The organism is Rhodococcus sp. 05-340-2, from assembly GCF_002258915.1.
Lineage (GTDB): Bacteria > Actinomycetota > Actinomycetes > Mycobacteriales > Mycobacteriaceae > Rhodococcoides.
Window position 1 is genome coordinate 101,574 of sequence record NZ_NOYU01000038.1, and the last position, 17,557, is coordinate 119,130.

Consider the following 17,557-nt stretch of genomic DNA (forward strand, 5'->3'; position numbering starts at 1 on the left):
GACGAATCATCGAACTCGAGCAACAAGCCATCACCTTCACCGACTCCTCGGCTGAGTCCACTGCCGAGCTCGACGCCGCCCGGGCAGTCGGCCGAGAGACGTTCGCACGTGTCAACACCGCCTCGTAGCTACAGAGCCAGAGCGTCCAGACGCACCGCTGCGGTAGCAGATATAGCCCACGAAATTCCGAGGTGATCTTTGAGGGAGGCAACTCTTCTATGTCGCAATTCGGTTGAATCGAAATGTTTTCCGAAAGGTCCGTCATGCCGGCCCCACGACGTCCGTCACTCGGCGCATCACACAGAGAACGCGCAACTCAGGCAACTCGAACAACGACTATGCCGGAACCCCTTGTCGATGAGGGATCGAAATGGCAGCCCTCGACGCAGAGGTGATACTCCCTACGGATTCATGAGTCCATGCTCGTTGCCACTTCTGCGGCGAAATATACGAAGCCCGGTCAGGACTGCGGCCGCAGCAAACAAACAAGTAGCCACCCATGCCCAGACCGCAAATTCACCGTCCTGAGTTCGAATCACCGAAACAACGGCCCACAGCAACGCCTGCGCTGACCAGAAGAGAACCCATCTCTTCCCGCTCGGGAAATTCACCGCCACTCCTCGCATTCGAAAGGGAGCCTGTGCACCGGTAACACCGAAATGTGGTCGTTCCATCGCAACAGGCAGACGCGAGTGCTATCAGGCTGATCGGGGTCAGCACTCTCGTCAGACCGAATGGTTTTGTTTCTCCCTCAGTGCAACACGATGCGTCGGCACACGCAACCGTCCACGCGCCAACCTAGTTCGCATGGACAAGGGATATTCGCGACTACACCTCAGAAACTGTGTGTAGCACCTGTCCTGGCCAGATCAGAGTGCTTCGAACCGAAACCGGAAGAGGCGGTTCCACCGTTCGTCGGTCAACAACATCGGGGCGATGACTGCCATGATTGCGCCGGTCGTGGCTGGTAGGTAGTTCCCAGCTACGAGTGATGCGAAGCATCCGAGCGTGAAGCAGGCGAGCGCCATGCGAGGAAGCAGCCAGGTGGGCTTGCGGCCAGCGTGGCGGACTCCGTACACAACGGCCGCGCTCACGCACACGAGGATTGCGACATGCGCGAGGAGCCGACCGACGTGGGTCGGGTCGAGTACCTGAAGCGTGGCGATCGCAGCCATGGTGCCCAGAAGAGCAATGCTCACCAGGTTCAGTTGTCGGTACCGAGGCAGGGCGCGAATCAACTGAGGTCCTTCACTGGAGCGGACGGCGTGTCGAGAACCAGGGTACCTAAGCGTATTTCGCATTCACTCCGTCGTGATGGATCGGACCCGCAGTTCGGGTCAGTGGCAACGCACTACCCCCACGTCGCACGGCGACGAATTCCGCCGCGATGGCCAGCGCAGTTTCCTCCGGAGTTCTCGCACCCAGGTCCAGGCCGATCGGCGACTTCAAGCGTGCGAGCTCCTGCTCGGTCAACCCGACGTCGCGCAACCGGGCCGCGCGATCGTCGTGGGTCCGACGCGATCCCATGGCTCCCACGAACGCCACCGGCAGTCTCAAAGCAACCTCGAGCAGAGGCACATCGAACTTGGCGTCGTGCGTCAGAACGCAAATCACCGTCCGGGCATCGACTGCCGTTCGCGCCAGATAGCTGTGCGGCCATTCGGTGACCACCTCGTCGGCATCGGGAAACCGTGCAGCAGTGGCGAAAACGGGGCGCGCATCACAGACCGTGACGTGATACCCGAGGAACTTGCCCACGCGGGCGAGTGCGCCGGCGTAGTCGATGGCCCCGAAGATCAGCAGCCGCGGGGCGGTTGCGTAGGACTGTACGAACACGTCGAGATCCGGCCGGCACCGCACCGACCGGATGCCGGTGCCCCCGGAGTCCAACATCGCCAGCGCCTCGCCCACGACCACCGCGTCGACGTCGGCGAAACCGGTCGCGCCCATGGTCGCCGAAGACGAAACCGCAAGTGACTGTCCGGAGCCGTCGAGCATCGTGACCGTGGCCACCGCAGTATCCGACGCGATGGCCGCGAGCACGGCCCGCGGAGGACCGAGGCGCACGAACACCTCGATCACTCCCCCGCAGGTCAGGCCGACCGCAAAGGCATCGATGTCGCTGTAGCCGAACGACTCTCGCTTGGACTCGCCGGTCTCGAGAACCTCGCGGCACAGCTCGTACACTGCGCCTTCGACGCAGCCACCGGAGACGCTGCCGACTGCCTCGCCGTCGGCGCACACCGCCATCGCAGCACCCGGAAGCCGTGGAGCACTTCCGGATACCGCGATGACCGTCGCCACCGCGTAGGGAACACCTGCGTGGTCCCAGGCGGACAGACGATCGACAATTTCTTTCATTTTACGAGATTCCCAACGCTTCTTCGATCGGGTGCAGGGCGAAGTAGACCAAGAAGATACCCGACATCAGGTACAGCAGCCAATGCGTCTGGCGTGCTTTGCCTTTGGCGAGGCGAACCAGGGTGTACGAGATGACGCCTGCTGCAACACCGACGGTGATCGAGTAGGTGAAGGGCATCAGGACGATGGTGAGGAAGGCCGGGATCGCGATTTCGGTGTTCTCCCAGTCGATCTTGCGTACGTGCGTCATCATCAGCGCGCCCACCAGAACCAGGGCCGGTGCAGCGGCACCGACGGGGACCACGCCGGCCAGCGGGGTGAAGAAGATCAGGCTCGTCAGCAATCCGCCGGTGACAACGCTGGCAAGACCGGTCCGGGCACCTTCGGTGACGCCTGCCGCAGACTCCACGACGGCCGTGTTGGCCGATCCGTTGATCGCGCCTCCTACGATGGCACCGATGCCGTCGACGGTGAGGATGCGGCTCAATCCCGGCATCCTGCCCTGCTTGTCGACCAGGCCTGCTTCCTCGCCGACACCGAGGATGGTGCCCATGGCGTCGAAGAAGCCCGAGAGAACGAGAGTGAACAGGACGACCGACGCCGTGACGATTCCGGCCCGTGCGAAGCCGCCGAACAGGTCGACGTTGAACAGTAGGTCGAATTGTGGTGTGGCGACGATGGAATCGGGCACCTTCGGAACGACCGGTCCCCACGCCTCCGGTTCGATGTCGAACACCGAGTTCAGGATGATCGCCAGGTTGGTGGCCACGAAGATGCCGATGAGCATCGCGCCCGGCACTTTCCGCACGAACAGCATGATCATCAGGACCAGGCCGACGCAGAAGACGAACACGGGCCAGCCGGCGAGCTTGCCGAACGTGCCGAGGGTGACCGCGGTTGCTGCTGACTCGTGGTGCCCGACGAACCCTGCGTCGACCAGGCCGATGAGCGCGATGAATGCGCCGATCCCGACGCCGATCGCCTGCTTGAGTACGAGCGGTATGGCATCCATGATGAGTTGCCGAATGCCGGTGAGAGCGAAGACGACGATGACGACGCCCTCGAGAACCACCAGCCCCATCGCCTGCGGCCAGGTCATGTACGGGGCCGCCTGGAACACCACGATCGGGGTCACCCCGAGGCCGGCCGCCATGGCGAGGGGCGCGTTTCCGACGACGCCCATCAGGATGGTCGTCAGACCGGCTGACAACGCCACCATGGTCGACAGCTGCGCCGGATCGAGCGTTGCCCCGGTGACATCGCGGGCGTCACCGATGATCAGCGGAATGAGAACGATCAGGTAGGCCATGGCCACAAATGTGGTGACACCACCGCGAATTTCGCGGGAGAGCGTGGAGCCCCGGCCGCTGATGTCGAAGAACTTGTCGATCTGGGATCGACCTCGTCCACTTTGGCGAGTGCTGGATGTGCGTACGTCGGTCATGATCGGCCCTCCCAGGGCGTGATCAACCTCGTCGAGCGTGGGGCCGGGCCGACGTGCCGGGGGAGTTGGCGTCGGTGCGGTTGTGCCGGAGAAGGTTTCGTCGAATGGGGATGGAACTCGGATCAGCTGTTGATGATGTGTTCGGGTCGGACGGGCACGCGGGTCAGCGCGAGCCCGGTGGCGTTGCGGATGGCCGCGACCACGGCGGGGGTCGAGGAGAGGGTGGGTGGCTCGCCCGCCCCGCGAAGACCGTACGGTGCCAGGGGATCCGGGTTCTCGAGGATGTCCAGCTTCATGGGCGGCATGTCGAGAATCGTCGGAATGAGGTAGTCGGTGAACGACGGGTTCTTCACGAGACCGTCGACGACGACGATCTCTTCCATCACCGCGAGACCGAGGCCCTGCGCTGTGCCGCCGTGGATCTGGCCTTCGAGCGACAGCCGGTTGAGGATCTTGCCGACGTCCTGCACGGCCGCCATCTCGACGACCTTGACCAGACCGAGTTCGACGTCGACGTCCACCACGGCGCGATGGACACACAGTGCGAGCTGGGTGTGGCTCGCTCCCTGTCCGGTGACCGGATCCATTCCGCTGGTGGGGCGATGGTGGAATTCACGCGTCTGCTCGATGACTCGGTCGCCGAGGACATCCTCGATCGTGGCCAGTACACCGTCGGTGGCCGAGACGATCTTGCCGCCGTCGAGGCTCAGGTCGGCAACCGCGCGGCCCAGGTAGAGGCCGGCCAGGACGAACACTGCCTCGCGGACAGCCTCGCACGCGGTCTTGACTGCGCCGCCGGTCATGTACGACTGCCGCGACGCGGACGAGGAGCCGGCATTACCGACCTTGGTGTCGGCGGGATGGATGACGACCTTGGTGACGCCGAGCTCGGTGCGTGCGATCTGCGCCTCCAACGTCACCAGGCCCTGACCGACCTCGGCAGCGGCTGTGTGCACCAATGCTGTTGCCTCACCGCCGATCACCTCCAGTCGAACGCGCGCGGTGGAGTAGTCGTCGTAGTTCTCGGAGAAGCAGATGTTCTTGATGCCGACGCCGTATCCGATTCCGCGTACGACGCCTTCGCCGTGGGTGGTCTGCGACGCCCCGCCCGGTAGATTACGGATGTCCGACGCGTCCACGGGGGCAGGCAGTTCCATCGCCTCGGCTCGGGCGAGCATCTCGGCCAGTGGGGCAGGTGCTTCGATGACCTGGCCTGTCGCGAGGATCGAACCCTGGCTGACGGCGTTGATCTGCCGGATGGCCACGGGGCCGATACCGCAGGCCTCGCCGAGCTTGTCCATCATCGACTCGTATGCGAAACATGCTTGCACTGCGCCGAATCCACGCATCGCGCCGCAGGGTGGATTGTTCGTGTACACGCCGTAGGCGTCGATCTCGATGTTGGGAATGACGTACGGTCCGACGCCCAGCGAGGCTGCGTTGCCCACGACGTTGAGGGTTGCCGAGGTGTACGCGCCACCGTCGAGGATGATCTCGACATCGGCGAACACGAGCTTGCCGTCGCGGGTCGCGCCGTACTCGTAGTGCATCTGCGCGGGGTGGCGGTGAACGTGTCCGAAGAACGACTCGTAGCGGTTGTAGACGATCTTGACGGGCTTGCCGGTGTGCATGGCGAGCATCGCGGCGTGAATCTGCATCGACAGGTCCTCGCGGCCACCGAATGCCCCACCGACACCGGCGAGCGTCATCCGGATCTTCTCCTCGGGCAGTCCGAGGCACGGTCCGATCTGGGCCAGATCGTTGTGCATCCACTGGGTTGCGACGTAGAGGTCGATGCCGCCGTCTTCGGCCGGAACTGCCAGTCCCGATTCGGGTCCCAGGAATGCCTGATCCTGGATCCCGACGGCGAAGTCGCTGCTGACGATGACGTCCGCGGTGGCCCGGGCGGCGGCGACGTTGCCGACACGCACCGGCTGATGGCGCGCCACCCCGCCGCGTTCCTGCACCTTCGGGTAGTCCGGGTCCAGTGCTGCGCGTCGGGCGTCGGTCAGAGGTTCGAGAACGTCGTACACCACAACGATCTTTTCCATTGCGCGCCGGGCGGTCTCGGGATGATCGGCCGCGATCAGCGCGATCGGTTCACCTTCGTGCCGGACCTCGTCGAAGGCCAGAACAGGCTGATCCCACGTGTGGTCGAGTCCGAAGCACTTGCGTCCCGGCACGTCGTCGTGGGTGAGTACCGCCTCGACGCCGGGTGTCGCGAGAGCCTGCGAGATGTCGACCGAGACGATCTTGGCGCGCGGATGCGGACTGCGGAGCGTTGCGCCCCAGAGCATGCCGTCGATGAACAGGTCCGACGAATATGCGAACTCGCCCTTGACCTTCAGTGTTCCGTCGGGTCGCAGGGGACTGTCTCCGACTCGGCCGCGTCCCGGTGCGGGGATGTCGGCGGGAGCTTGCCGGGGTGTGGTGGTCGGGGCGCTCACAGCACGTCCTCCGCGAGTTTCATCAGGCGACGGTGCGCGTCGGCTCCGGCGCGGCCTATTTCGTCCTGCGGTGCGCTGGTCAACACATCGTTCTCGACGATCGTCCGACCACCGACCATCAACCGCGCGAGCGGCGGTGTCTGTCCGTACGCGAACGCGACGACGGGATCGTCCACCGCCGAATAGAAGCCGTCGGTGCGCCAGATCGCGATGTCGGCGAGCTTGCCGACTTCGAGTGAACCGATCTCGCTCTGTCGGCCCAGTACCGTTGCACCGCCGAGCGTTCCGATCTCGAGTGCCTGACGCGCCGTCAGGGCTGTCGGACCGTACTTGGCCCGCTGCATGTACATCGCCTGACGGACCTCGCCGGCCAGCGGCACCATTTCGGCCGAGGCCGAGCCGTCCACTCCGAGGCCGACGGGTGCGCCGGCGGCGAGCAGGTCGGAAATACGGGCGATGCCCGCACCGAGCCGAGCGTTGGAACTCGGGCAATGGGCGGTACCGGTACCGGTGGCTGCCATCTTCGCGATATCGGAATCGTGCAGGTGTACCGCGTGGGCGAACCACACGTCGTCACCGAGCCAGCCGACCTGCTCCATGTATTCGACCGGGGTGCAGTTCATCTGAGCGAGGCAGTGCTCTTCTTCGTCCAGCGTCTCGGCCAGATGAGTATGCAGCCGAACACCTTTGGCGCGAGCGAGGGTGGCGGACTCGACGAGCAGCTCCTTGCTGATGGAGAACGGGGAGCACGGCGCGACCGCGATTCGGAGCATCGAACCGAAGGAGGCGTCGTGATAGGTGTCGATGGCCTCGGCCGTGGCGGTGAGGATGTCGTCGAGCGATTCGACCACCTCGTCCGGTGGCAGACCGCCGTCGGACACACCCCGGTCCATCGAGCCGCGGCACGGTTGGAACCGCACGCCGATCCGCTGTGCGGCGTCGATCTCGGCCGCGAACAGGTCGCCTCGGCCCTTGGGGAAGATGTAGTGGTGATCGGTGCTGGTGGTACAGCCCGATTTCGCGAGCCAACCGAGACCGGCAGCGGCGGCACCGCCGACGACCTCGGCGTCCATCTTGGACCACGGCTTGTAGAGTGCGACAAGCCATTCGAAGAGCGTGTTGTCCTTGGCCAGGCCCTGGGACGCCCACTGGTACAGGTGGTGGTGGGTGTTCACCAGGCCTGGGGTGACGAGGCAGCCGGACGCGTCGATCGTCTCGGCCCCGGCGATCACCGGTGCCGGGCCCGAACCGATGGCGCTGATCGTGGTGCCCTCGACGACGAGGTATCCGGAGGGGATTTCGTCCCCGACGATGGGAGCGATGTAGGCGCCCGAGATCACCGTGGTCATTTGGCTTCGGCCTTTCGAGTTGCTGCGAGCCGCGCGGCATCCAGGATCTTTTCGTATCCGGTGCAGCGGCAGAGGTTTCCGGCGAGAGATTCACGGATCTCTGCGTCGGACGGATCGGGAACACGTTCGATCAGATCGTGAGCCTGGACCACCAGTCCCGGGGTACAGAAGCCGCACTGGACGGCTCCGCACTCGACGAACGCTTCTTGCATCGGGTCCAGCTTCTCGCCGTCGGCGAGGCCTTCGACGGTACGAATCTCGCGGCCCTCGACCTGACCGGCTGCCACCAGGCAAGCGCACGCCGGAATGCCGTCGAGATAGACGGTGCACGAACCGCATTCGCCTTGTTCGCACGCGTTCTTGGATCCGGGTAGTCCCATGCGTTCGCGCAACAGGTACAGCAGACTCTCGCCCTCCCAGACGTCGTCGGCTTCCATGTCTTTTCCGTTGATGGTGCAGTTGACTCGCATGTTCAGGCCACCTTCCGTGCGGCTGTGAGGTCTCGCCATGCCCAACCCAGTGTTCGCCGGGCCATCACGGACAGGGCGTGCTTGCGGTAATCGGCAGTGCCTCGTACGTCGTCGATGGGACTTGCTGCCGCACTGACCAATCGGCCGAATTCCTCCGACACCCCAGGATCGAGGGCACCGTCCCACTCGAGTTCGGCCGCGAGGTAGTTCTCGGCATCGTAAGCCCGGCGCGGCGTCGGCGCAGCGGAGCCGAGACCGGTACCGACGCGACCCTCCTGTGGAAACAGCGCGATCGAGAACGAGCAGACGGCGATGACCATGGCGTTGCGGGTGCCGATCTTCGAGAAGTACTGCGGTCCCGCTGCCGGTGCCACGTGGAAGGCGCGGATGAGTTCGTCCGGCCGGCAGGAATTGCGCTTGACGCCGAGGTAGAACTCGGTCGCGGGAATCATGCGTACACCGCGCTCGGCCGATTCGACCTCCACGGTTGCGCCCGCCGCGAGCAGAGGCGCGTGCAGATCACCTGCGGGTGACGCGCCACCGAGGTTGCCGCCGACGGTGCCGCGATTGCGGATCTGCGGTGAACCGACGGTGCGGGAGGCCTGGGCGATGCCGGGAAGCATGTCTCCGAGCTCGGCGATGATGCGAACGTAGGGCACGCCTGCGCCCACCCGTAGCGTCCCGTCGGGAAGCTGTTCCCATTCGGTGAGTTCGGTGATCGGGTTCAGATCCAGCAATGCGCCCGGCCGGTGCAGGTCGAAGTTCATCTCGACCATGACGTCGGTGCCGCCCTGGATGGGCACCGCGTCGACATCGTCGGCCTTCGCGGCCAACGCGTCGCCCCAGGTCTGTGGTCGCAGAAAATCCATATTCGGTACTCCGCTCGCTGTCTTCTTCATCGGGTCGTTCCTGCAGGCTCCACTCCTGCTTCGTGTTCACCCAGTACAGCGGCCTGGGGCGTTGGGAACGAGAGACAGGAACGACGAAGTATGACGCCGATCACAGTGTAGGTTTTGGAGGATCCTACGAAGAGGAGGTCGATGTCACCGTGAGGCTGCGTGATCTGGCTGGTCTCGCCGATCTGAAACTGCAGCCGATCGTCACTCCCGAGCACTTCGATCCGACCATCCGATGGGTCGTGACCACCGACATGCTCGATCCGAGCCGCTACCTCAGCGGGGGCGAACTGGTCTTGACCGGCCTGATGTGGCGGACGGGCCCCGAGGACTCGAGGACGTTCGTACGGGCGGTGTCCAAGGCCGGGATCTCGGCGCTGGCGGCATCCGACGGCGGCGTCGTGCCCGACGATCTGGTCGACGCCTGCCTCGAGCACGGGCTGCCGCTCTTTCGTGTACCCGCCGACATCGCTTTCGCCACGGTCACCGAGAGCGTCGTCCGGCAACTGTCGACGGCGAGAGCCTCGGACCTCAGTCTCGTGCTCGACCGGCATCGACGCCTCGTGGCAAGTGCCGGCCCGGGCGGCGGGCTGGGTCCGCTGCTGGAGATGGTCAGCTCCGATCTGGGCATGAACTGCTGGGTCGTCACTGCGTCGGGACGGGTACTCGCCGGATCCGACAATCCGCCGGACACCGAAGCCGTGGCGCAGGAATTCATGTCGTCCGTGCGGCTGCCGCGGTACTGCCGAGAGCAGAGAGTCTCGGTGTTCGCCGTCGATGGAGAGTCCGCGCCGCGGGTCGTGGATTGGTTCGTGGCCTTCGAAAGCGATTGGCAGACATGGGATGCGCCGAGGCTTTCCCTGGCCGGGCAGCTGGCGTCGATCGTGGCCGTGGAGCGCAGTCGCGTCGACGATCGCCTGTCGGGGTCGGGAATTCTGGCGCAGGAGTTCGTGCGCGCGATCGTCGGGGGCGCGACGGCCGCAGACATCCTCGCCCAGATGCACGTCATCGGACTCGATATCGAAACACGTTACGCTGCAGTGGCTGTGGCCACATCCGGCGAGACCCTGCGCCTCGGTGAGTTACGCCCGCTGCTGCGAGAAGTGCTGGCACCGTTGGAGATCACGGTCGGAATCGTCGACGACGAGGCCATCGCGTTGGTGGAGGCGAGAACCGATCGAACCGATTCGGTTCGGCGGGCCGTCCACACGCTGGCGCCGGGACTGATCGGTAGCGGCACCTCGATCGGTGTCAGCGCTCCGACCGCGCCCGCCGACATCCGAAGCGCGATCGAGGAAGCGCGCTACGCCCGCCGGCTCGCCGAGCGCCGTGGCTCGGACTGCAGCGTCGTCGGGCACGATGAATTGGCCACGTTGACAATACTTCTCGCCAACGTTCCCGATGACGTGCGACGCATGTTCACCTCGAGGCTGCTGACTCCCCTGGTCGACTACGACGACCTGCACAACAGTGATCTCGTGGAGACATTGTCGGTGTACCTCGACACCAACGGTGCCTGGACGCGATGTGCCGAACAACTGCACATGCACGTCAATTCCGTCCGATATCGCATCCAGCGCATCGAGGAACTCACCGGCCGCGATCTGTCGCGACTGGAGGACAGAATCGAGTTCTACTTGGCACTTCGGCTGAGATGACTAGTGTGAAGCCATGGCACTCATCGCTCTGTTGGATCTGACGTTCAAGCCCGAGTCCGTGGCCGATGCCCGCGCGTTGCTGCGGACGGTGCTCGCCGATACTCGCGCATTCGAGGGTTGCCTCGGTGTCGAGGTGTGGGTCGACGAGGAGAACGAGGCACACGTGATCGCCTACGAGACGTGGGAGTCGGCCGAGGCCGATGCGAAGTACCGCGAGTTCCGCGCCGGACCGGGCAAGATCGCCGAGTTGCCGCCGCTGCTCGCCGCCGCGCCGACTCTGACTAAGTTCACCGTCGATTCGTCGATCTGAGTTCTCTGCGAGAGCGGCGGTGCAGCGCTACCTGCTGATGTCCGACAGCGGTAGAGGTCGTCCGGTGAGAAAGCCCTGCACCATGTCTGCCCCGAGTTCGACGGCCACCCGCAGTTCCGCTTCGGTTTCGACGCCTTCCATGATGACCGTCGAGCCGATCTCGTGTGCGAATCCGATGACCGATGCAGCGGCGGCCCGTCGAATCGGGTCGGTGTCGATTCCGTGCACCAGTGCGTAGTCGACCTTCAGGGTGTCGGGTCGCAATTCGACCACCTGGCGAAGTCCGGCGAAGCCTGCACCCACGTCGTCGACGGAGATGGAGATGTCTGCTCCGCGCAAGGATTCGATGGTTCGGGCGACCGCGCGGTAGTCGTGGACTCGCTCGTGTTCGGTGATTTCGATGTGGAACTGTCGGTTCTTCTGGAACGGCCGCAGTACGGCAGCCAGATCGGTGGAGCGAATGGTGTCGGCAGATGCGTTGAGTGAGATGAAGATCCCGCAGGGAAGTGATTCGGATGCGGCCAGCGCGCGGTCGATGGCCGCGACTTCGAGAAGCGGTCCGATTCCCGCATCGGTGGCGTCGCGGAACCACATCGACGGCGGGCCGTAGCCGAAAGGAAAGCGAGAGAGCGCCTCGTACCCGACGACCGTCGTGGTGGCCGCGTCGCAGATAGGTTGGAACACCACGTCCGGCCCGCCTCGCGAGATCAGAGTCTCGATGCGCGTGCGGATGGCCGCTCGCGTTCCGGTGCCGCTGCCCCGTGCACTGCCGTCGTCCTCGGACAGTCGAGACTTGTTGCGATACATCTCGATATCGGCCAGTGCGATCAGTGTGCGCACGATGGTAGGGGTGACGGGTTCGCTCCCTAGGAGCTCCGAGGCCGAACCGACACTGGCGGTGAAGGGCGGCCCGGAGAAGCTCTCGTCGAGACCGGCCCGGATCCTGTGATCGGTCGATTCGATCTCGCCGGGCGAACCGACGTGCACGATGACGAACTCGTCGCCGCTCAGACGCGAGACCACCGATGTCTTCGGAACCGCGGCGGTGAGTCGCGAGGCGACCTCGATCAGTACTGCGTCGCCGGTGGGGTGCCCGAATCGGTCGTTGATGTCCTTGAACCGATCGATGTCGAGAACGGTGACCCCGAGGGTTCGATCCGAGGCGCAGTCGGTGGACGCGGTACCGACGTCGTCGATCGCCTCGAGCAATCCGCGCCGGTTGTACAGGCCGGTCAGCGAATCGACGACGGCACCCGATGCCCGAGAACGTAGATGTCGGATGTACGCCCGCATCATCAGGGGGGTGAGGTACAACGTGGCGACTGTGACTGCGGTTGCTGCCACCAGCCACGGGTTCTTTCCCTGACCGACCGCGAGTACGCCGAGCGCAAGTACCGTCGCCACCGAGACTGCCAGGTGAGCCCACATGACTCGGAACGAGCTGGCGATGACGGTGAAGACGGCCACGATCGTGAACATCATGCACCCGGCCAGCGGTACGTAATGGTCGGTGCTGCTGAACAGGATGCCAACGATGCCGACGTCCGCGTAGAACACGAAGGCATTGGCCAGACGTGTCGACGGCCATGGTCTGACGAACCACGCGATCGCGACCGGAATCGTCGTCAACGCCCCGATGAGGACGAATACCGCCAAGCCGTCGTAGTGGATGCCGGTGGGAACCATCAGGATCCCGGACAGGCCGAACAACAGTGTCAGGGTTCCGATGAAATACCGCACCCAACGCTCGCGCGCGGTGTTCGCGAAATACGTGTAGTCGTCGTCGACACTCGAGTGTGTGGCGTCGAGGCCAGGTCTGTACCGTGTTCGGCCCTCGGCCGTCACCGTAATCCCCGGTCTGGAAATGGGCATACCTCTCATGGGCAGATCCCCGGCCGACTGAACGCTACCAGCGCCACCTGGAGCTGGGCCGGAATCGGGCGTACTCGCTGGCTACCGGTGCGTCAGACCATGTCTCGCTTGGTGAGCCACCGTAATGTCGGCCACCCGAGAAACACCGGCAACCAGCAGGTCAGGACACGGTAGAGCAACACCGACGGTACGGCGATGGAGGCGGGCACGCCGAAGGCGGCCAGACCGCCGATGAGTGCGGCCTCCACGGCACCCACACCGCCCGGCGTCGGCGCGGCGGAGGCAAGAGTTCCGCCGATCATGGTCACCACCGTCACGGTGACGAACGTGGTGCCGCCGCCGAAGGCCTCGATGCTGGCCCACAGTGCAAGCGCGGCACCCAACGTCGTCGCCGCGCAGCCGAGAATGATGATCGAGAAGCGTTTGGGGTCGCGGGCGAGCTCGCCCAGTTCGCCGAGGACCTCCTTGATCTGCGGCCGGACGGCGACCCGCAGCCAGCGGCGCAGCTTCGGGACGAACATGAACGTCCCGACGACGCCGAAAGCAGCACCGGCGATGAGATACAGAACAGTGTTGCCCGGCACCATGTTCGACAGTCCGGACGAGGTGCCCGCGACGACGCTGAAGAAGATCAGCAGGCTCACGTGCGTGATCACCTGGACGGATTGTTGCAGCGCCACAGCGGCCGTCGCGCGAACCGTTCCCAGCCCACCCTTCTGCAGGAAGCGCACGCTCAGGGCAAGTCCGCCGACGCCCGCTGGTGTCGTCGTCGCCGCGAAGGTGTTGGCGACCTGCATCACCGTCAGATTCCAGAAGCTGACCTTGCCCAGCGCGCACGCCCACAACGCAGCTCCGGCACCGATGTACGTCAGTGCGGACACCGCGAGACCGAGCAGAGCCCACCACCAGTTGGCCGAACCGAGTTCGGTGACGAATGCGGGCACCGCACTGATGAACGGGTATGCGACATAGACCAATCCGATCAACAGCACGAGCGAGATGATCTGGTTGCGGCTGAATCGGGTGACCTGTTCGGCCTCGATCTTGGCGGTGCCGGTCTGCTCGAGAACTTCGAGCCGGACAGCCTTCATCGTCTTGTCGGCGTCGCGCACCGACTGGCGAATGCGAGGCGGGATGGCGGACTTGGTCAATCGACCCGAGGCCGCGACCACGGTCTCGAAGCCGAGTACGTCGATGGCGGTCGCGACGGCGCGCTGGGAGCCGAACAGGTCCGCCGTGGTGAGCAACAACTGCGCGACGTCGGATTGCATCTGGGAAGCCGAGGCACCGAGTTCGGCATGGCCGAAACCGCAGAACAGGGCATTGCCGTCGTGGATCCTCAGTTCGCCGCGGTGCAGATCGCCGTGGGAGATCTGGTTCTCGTGCAGGGTGTTCAGGGCCGTCCACAGGGCACCGAGGGTGGCGTCGTCGTGCTCCGCCTCGACCGGATCACCGATGGGCAGGCTGTGCGCGTACAGGGTCCATCCCCTGTCCAGCGCTGCCACCGCCAGCGGATGACTGCCCGCCGCACCCAACCCCTTGATGGCCAGACCCATCAGGGCGCGATGCTCGACGGCCCTGCGCATCGACGCGTGCAGTGGCGCAGTTTCGCTGCCACGCAGCGTGAACCACCGCCAGGACTGGCGCAGTGCGCCGCCGCTGCGCTGATTCTGCCCGTACAACTCGACCACCACATCGGCGTCGGGAGTGTGCGCGTTCAACACCAACGGGCCGGGGCCGGCCGGACGGACGACGGTGAAGCTGCGAACGGTGACACCGCGACTGTGGAACAGGCGAACAGCCGCGTCGAGTGGAACCTCCAGTGCCGGTGTACCGACGAGCAACACGATGACGGCTCCGACGAGCCAGCCGACCGCCAGTCCGAGCATCGAGCGAGCCGGGACCACGGTGGAGACGACCAGGTGTATCGGTACGAACGCGAGCAACAACGTCCACCATGCCCGACGCCATCGTGCGGGCAGGCCGGGACCGGACACCGTCAGGGCCGCGGCCAACATGGCGATCCAGCGCGAATCGTCGAGGAATTGCGAGAGGAAGGTGTCGAGTCGCTCGGGAACGTCGAGGTCCCAGGTGGGAGTGGAGATCCCGGTTCCGGTGATCGACAGCGCCAGGGCGGCCAGCAGTGCCGCGGCCGCGTACCCGGCGAGCAGTTTCCATTTGCGGCCGGCGATCAGTCCGATCAGGACGCCGAACGGGAGCGCGAGAATGGCGACGCCGTAGACGATGTAGACGGCATTGGACTGGTCGGGACTGAGCACGCCGACGATGTTCGAGACCGATTGCTCGAGCGCATCCCACTGATTTCTGGTGATCAGCGAACCGGCGATCACCACGCCCAGCAGTGCCGCGGCCGATACGACCCGAATGATGTCGCTGGTTCTCCGCACCAGCGGCTGAAGCAGGTTTCCCGCTACGGGAATGTCCCGCCCATCCACACGCATGGGGTCAACCTACCGTGAGGTACGCCTGCGGAGTTCGTTGCGGACGGTGGGCCATTCGGATTCTATGATCGAGAACACGACGGTGTCGCGCAACGAACCGTCGGACATGCGTTGATGATTGCGCAGAATTCCGTCCTGCTTCGCACCCAGTTTCGCGATCGCCGTCCGCGACTGCATGTTCATCCAGTGGGTACGAAATTCGACGGCGATGCATCCCAGTTCCTCGAATGCATGCGTCAACAGCAGCAGTTTGCTCGCGGGATTGGTGCCGGTTCCGTGCGCGGAGCGGGCATTCCAGGTGTATCCGATTTCGACGCGGCGGTTGCTGGCGTCGGCGTTGCAGAACGTCGTCGCTCCGATGATCTGCCCGGTGTCGTTGCGGCGCAGCGTGAACGGAAGCATGGTGCCCGCGTCGAGCAGTCCGAGTCGACGGTCGATCTCGGCGGCCATCTCCTCGGGCTTCGGCACGCTGGTGTACCAGAGATTCCACAGCTCGCCGTCGCGGGCGGCGTCGCACAGACCTTCGAGATGATCGTGGCTCAGCGGCTCGAGGGTCACGAGATCGTCAGTGAGGGTCACCGGTTGCAGAAAGGACATTCGCCGACGATACGTCGGACCTGCCCGTCCGGGAAAGCACGACGATCAGCGCTGCGGTGACGGCCACGGCCACCACCACCAGGGCGATGACTTCGGTGAAGGCGTGGGCGTAGGCGTCGGCGAACCCCGGTTGCCCGGCCGCCGCTGCCTCGGCGTCGGCCTCGCCGGGCACACGTCCGCGGACGAGGATCGTCAGCAGCCAGGCGTAGCCGGCGACCATCACGGCCTCGCTACCGATGCGGAAGAGATTGAGTACTCCTGCTGCGGTGCCGCTGCTGCGCGGCGGAACTGCAGCGAGTGCTTCGCCGTCGACCAGCCCGATCGGGAGCCCGAATCCGAGCCCCAACAGAATCATCGGGACCACGACGGCGGCGAGCGAGACGCCTGGTTGCAGGGCCAGCATGCCGAGATTCCCGAGAACCAGGAGGCCGAGACTCGTGCCGATCACACGGTTCGGGGTGACGGCCTCGAAGGCGGTGATCGCTCTGGCGACCGTCAACGGAGCGATCAGTACCGGAATCGTCATCGCCAGCATGAACAGTCCGGCCCGTCCCGGCGTCAGAGACGCGACGGCGCTGAGCGCAGCGGGCAGATAGGTGAGCAGGGTGACGAATCCGACGGCTCCGGCGACCGGGACCAGGCACAGCGCGAGGAAACGACGGTTACGAAGTAGGCCGAAATCGAGCAGTGTCGATGGTGTGGTGGGGGTGCGTAGTGCCGGCAGGGCCAGGGTGCCGACGGCCGCGACGACAAGGACGAGAGCCTGAGCGGCGAACACTCCACGCCAATCGAGCACGGCGATCAGCAGTCCGGAGATGGTCGGCCCGAGTGCCAACCCCAGTCCGTTCACGGTGCCGAACAGGGCGAACGCCGTCGCTCGTTCGGTCCCCTCGAAATGCAGCGAAAGAATGGACGTCGAGCCCACCAGTACTGCTGCGGCACCGATGCCGGCGAGGACTCTCGCGGCGTCGAGCAGGAGCAAGGAGGGTGCCAGTGCACTGGCCAGGCTGGCGACAGCCGTGAGCACGACGCCGATGCGAAACGACGTGCGGTGGCCGATGCGATCCGAGACCGCACCCCAGACGACGGTGAACAACGCGAAGGCAACGTTGAAGCCGTTGACGACCCATTGCAGCGGTGTCGGATCGGAGCCGAGATCTGCGGCGATCACCGGGAGCGCGATGGCGGTGCCCGAGATGGACATCGGTACGACGAACTGTGCTGCGAGTACGACCGGCAGAACTGCTCTCATGGATCCCCCCTTGGCTTAGGTACGATGGTTTTCGTACTAGACCAGGTTTGAAGGTACGGCGCAAGTCGTACCTTGTTGTGGGGAGGAGCTCATGGCAGACGAGAACGGGCATCCGGAGCCCGAGGAAATGCAACTCGGCGCGGTGATGTCTGCACTGGCGGATCCACTGCGGCGCAAAGTGGTCACCGAACTCGTCGGCGACGACGACGGTGCCGAGCGAACCTGCATGTCGTTCGAGCTCGGCGTCACCAAATCGACTCTGACGCATCACTTTCGAGTGCTGCGGGAAGCCGGACTGGTGTTCCAGGTCGATCGCGGAAACAGCCGCAAAGTGACGCTGCGACGCCAGGAGCTGAACGATCGATTTCCCGGCTTGCTGGATCTGATCGCCAACGAAATCCACTAGCTCTCGGCACGCGATGCGCCTTACGGTGGGCAC

At 64.8% G+C, this 17,557-nt stretch carries 14 protein-coding genes; 3 read left to right on the top strand and 11 right to left on the bottom strand.

Annotated features, from left to right (window positions below):
• Positions 1–869: 869 nt before the first annotated feature.
• The 7 genes from CH271_RS23125 to CH271_RS23155 form a co-directional block, all read right to left on the bottom strand.
• Entirely contained in the window at positions 870–1,199 is a 330-nt protein-coding gene (locus tag CH271_RS23125) for a hypothetical protein (protein WP_143546104.1), read from the bottom strand.
• An 85-nt stretch (positions 1,200–1,284) separates the two neighbouring features.
• Complete coding sequence (locus tag CH271_RS23130) at positions 1,285–2,361, bottom strand: XdhC family protein (RefSeq protein ID WP_094635010.1); 1,077 nt, start codon at positions 2,359–2,361, stop codon at positions 1,285–1,287.
• 1 nt (position 2,362) lies between these two features.
• Positions 2,363–3,805: an NCS2 family permease gene (locus CH271_RS23135; protein ID WP_094635011.1), complete on the bottom strand. Its 1,443-nt coding sequence runs from the start codon at positions 3,803–3,805 to the stop codon at positions 2,363–2,365.
• A gap of 122 nt (positions 3,806–3,927) precedes the next feature.
• Positions 3,928–6,252: a xanthine dehydrogenase family protein molybdopterin-binding subunit gene (locus tag CH271_RS23140; RefSeq protein ID WP_256986517.1), complete on the bottom strand. Its 2,325-nt coding sequence runs from the start codon at positions 6,250–6,252 to the stop codon at positions 3,928–3,930.
• Positions 6,249–7,601, bottom strand: coding sequence for an 8-oxoguanine deaminase (locus CH271_RS23145; RefSeq protein WP_170945817.1), 1,353 nt, complete (start codon positions 7,599–7,601; stop codon positions 6,249–6,251). Before CH271_RS23145 ends, CH271_RS23140 begins: the two co-directional genes overlap by 4 nt.
• Complete coding sequence (locus CH271_RS23150; protein WP_094635012.1) at positions 7,598–8,071, bottom strand: (2Fe-2S)-binding protein; 474 nt, start codon at positions 8,069–8,071, stop codon at positions 7,598–7,600. The genes CH271_RS23145 and CH271_RS23150 overlap by 4 nt, the downstream gene beginning before the upstream one ends.
• A 2-nt stretch (positions 8,072–8,073) precedes the next feature.
• The gene (locus CH271_RS23155) at positions 8,074–8,970 is read right to left on the bottom strand and encodes an FAD binding domain-containing protein (RefSeq protein WP_230596455.1); all 897 of its coding nucleotides are present in this window, start codon (positions 8,968–8,970) and stop codon (positions 8,074–8,076) included.
• Positions 8,971–9,119: 149 nt separating this feature from the next.
• Here CH271_RS23155 and CH271_RS23160 point away from each other — a divergent pair, with 149 nt between their 5' ends.
• Both CH271_RS23160 and CH271_RS23165 read left to right on the top strand, forming a co-directional pair.
• Positions 9,120–10,625, top strand: a complete 1,506-nt coding sequence (locus CH271_RS23160) for a PucR family transcriptional regulator (RefSeq protein WP_256986518.1) — start codon at positions 9,120–9,122, stop codon at positions 10,623–10,625.
• 13 nt (positions 10,626–10,638) lie between these two features.
• A complete protein-coding gene (locus CH271_RS23165; protein ID WP_094635013.1) occupies positions 10,639–10,935 on the top strand; it encodes a putative quinol monooxygenase in 297 nt (98 codons plus the stop codon).
• 27 nt (positions 10,936–10,962) lie between these two features.
• On the opposite strand, the gene CH271_RS23170 is transcribed toward CH271_RS23165, so the two are convergent.
• The 4 genes from CH271_RS23170 to CH271_RS23185 all read right to left on the bottom strand — a co-directional run bounded on the left by CH271_RS23170 (position 10,963) and on the right by CH271_RS23185 (position 17,118).
• Entirely contained in the window at positions 10,963–12,807 is a 1,845-nt protein-coding gene (locus CH271_RS23170; RefSeq protein WP_256986519.1) for a bifunctional diguanylate cyclase/phosphodiesterase, read from the bottom strand.
• A 92-nt stretch (positions 12,808–12,899) separates the two neighbouring features.
• Positions 12,900–15,269: a lysylphosphatidylglycerol synthase transmembrane domain-containing protein gene (locus CH271_RS23175; RefSeq protein ID WP_037194916.1), complete on the bottom strand. Its 2,370-nt coding sequence runs from the start codon at positions 15,267–15,269 to the stop codon at positions 12,900–12,902.
• Positions 15,270–15,278: 9 nt separating this feature from the next.
• A complete protein-coding gene (locus CH271_RS23180; RefSeq protein ID WP_094635014.1) occupies positions 15,279–15,866 on the bottom strand; it encodes a GNAT family N-acetyltransferase in 588 nt (195 codons plus the stop codon).
• Entirely contained in the window at positions 15,835–17,118 is a 1,284-nt protein-coding gene (locus CH271_RS23185) for an MFS transporter (RefSeq protein ID WP_094635015.1), read from the bottom strand. The genes CH271_RS23180 and CH271_RS23185 overlap by 32 nt, the downstream gene beginning before the upstream one ends.
• 91 nt (positions 17,119–17,209) lie before the next feature.
• On the opposite strand from CH271_RS23185, the gene CH271_RS23190 reads away from it, so the two are divergent.
• Complete coding sequence (locus CH271_RS23190; RefSeq protein ID WP_037194912.1) at positions 17,210–17,524, top strand: ArsR/SmtB family transcription factor; 315 nt, start codon at positions 17,210–17,212, stop codon at positions 17,522–17,524.
• Positions 17,525–17,557: the final 33 nt, after the last annotated feature.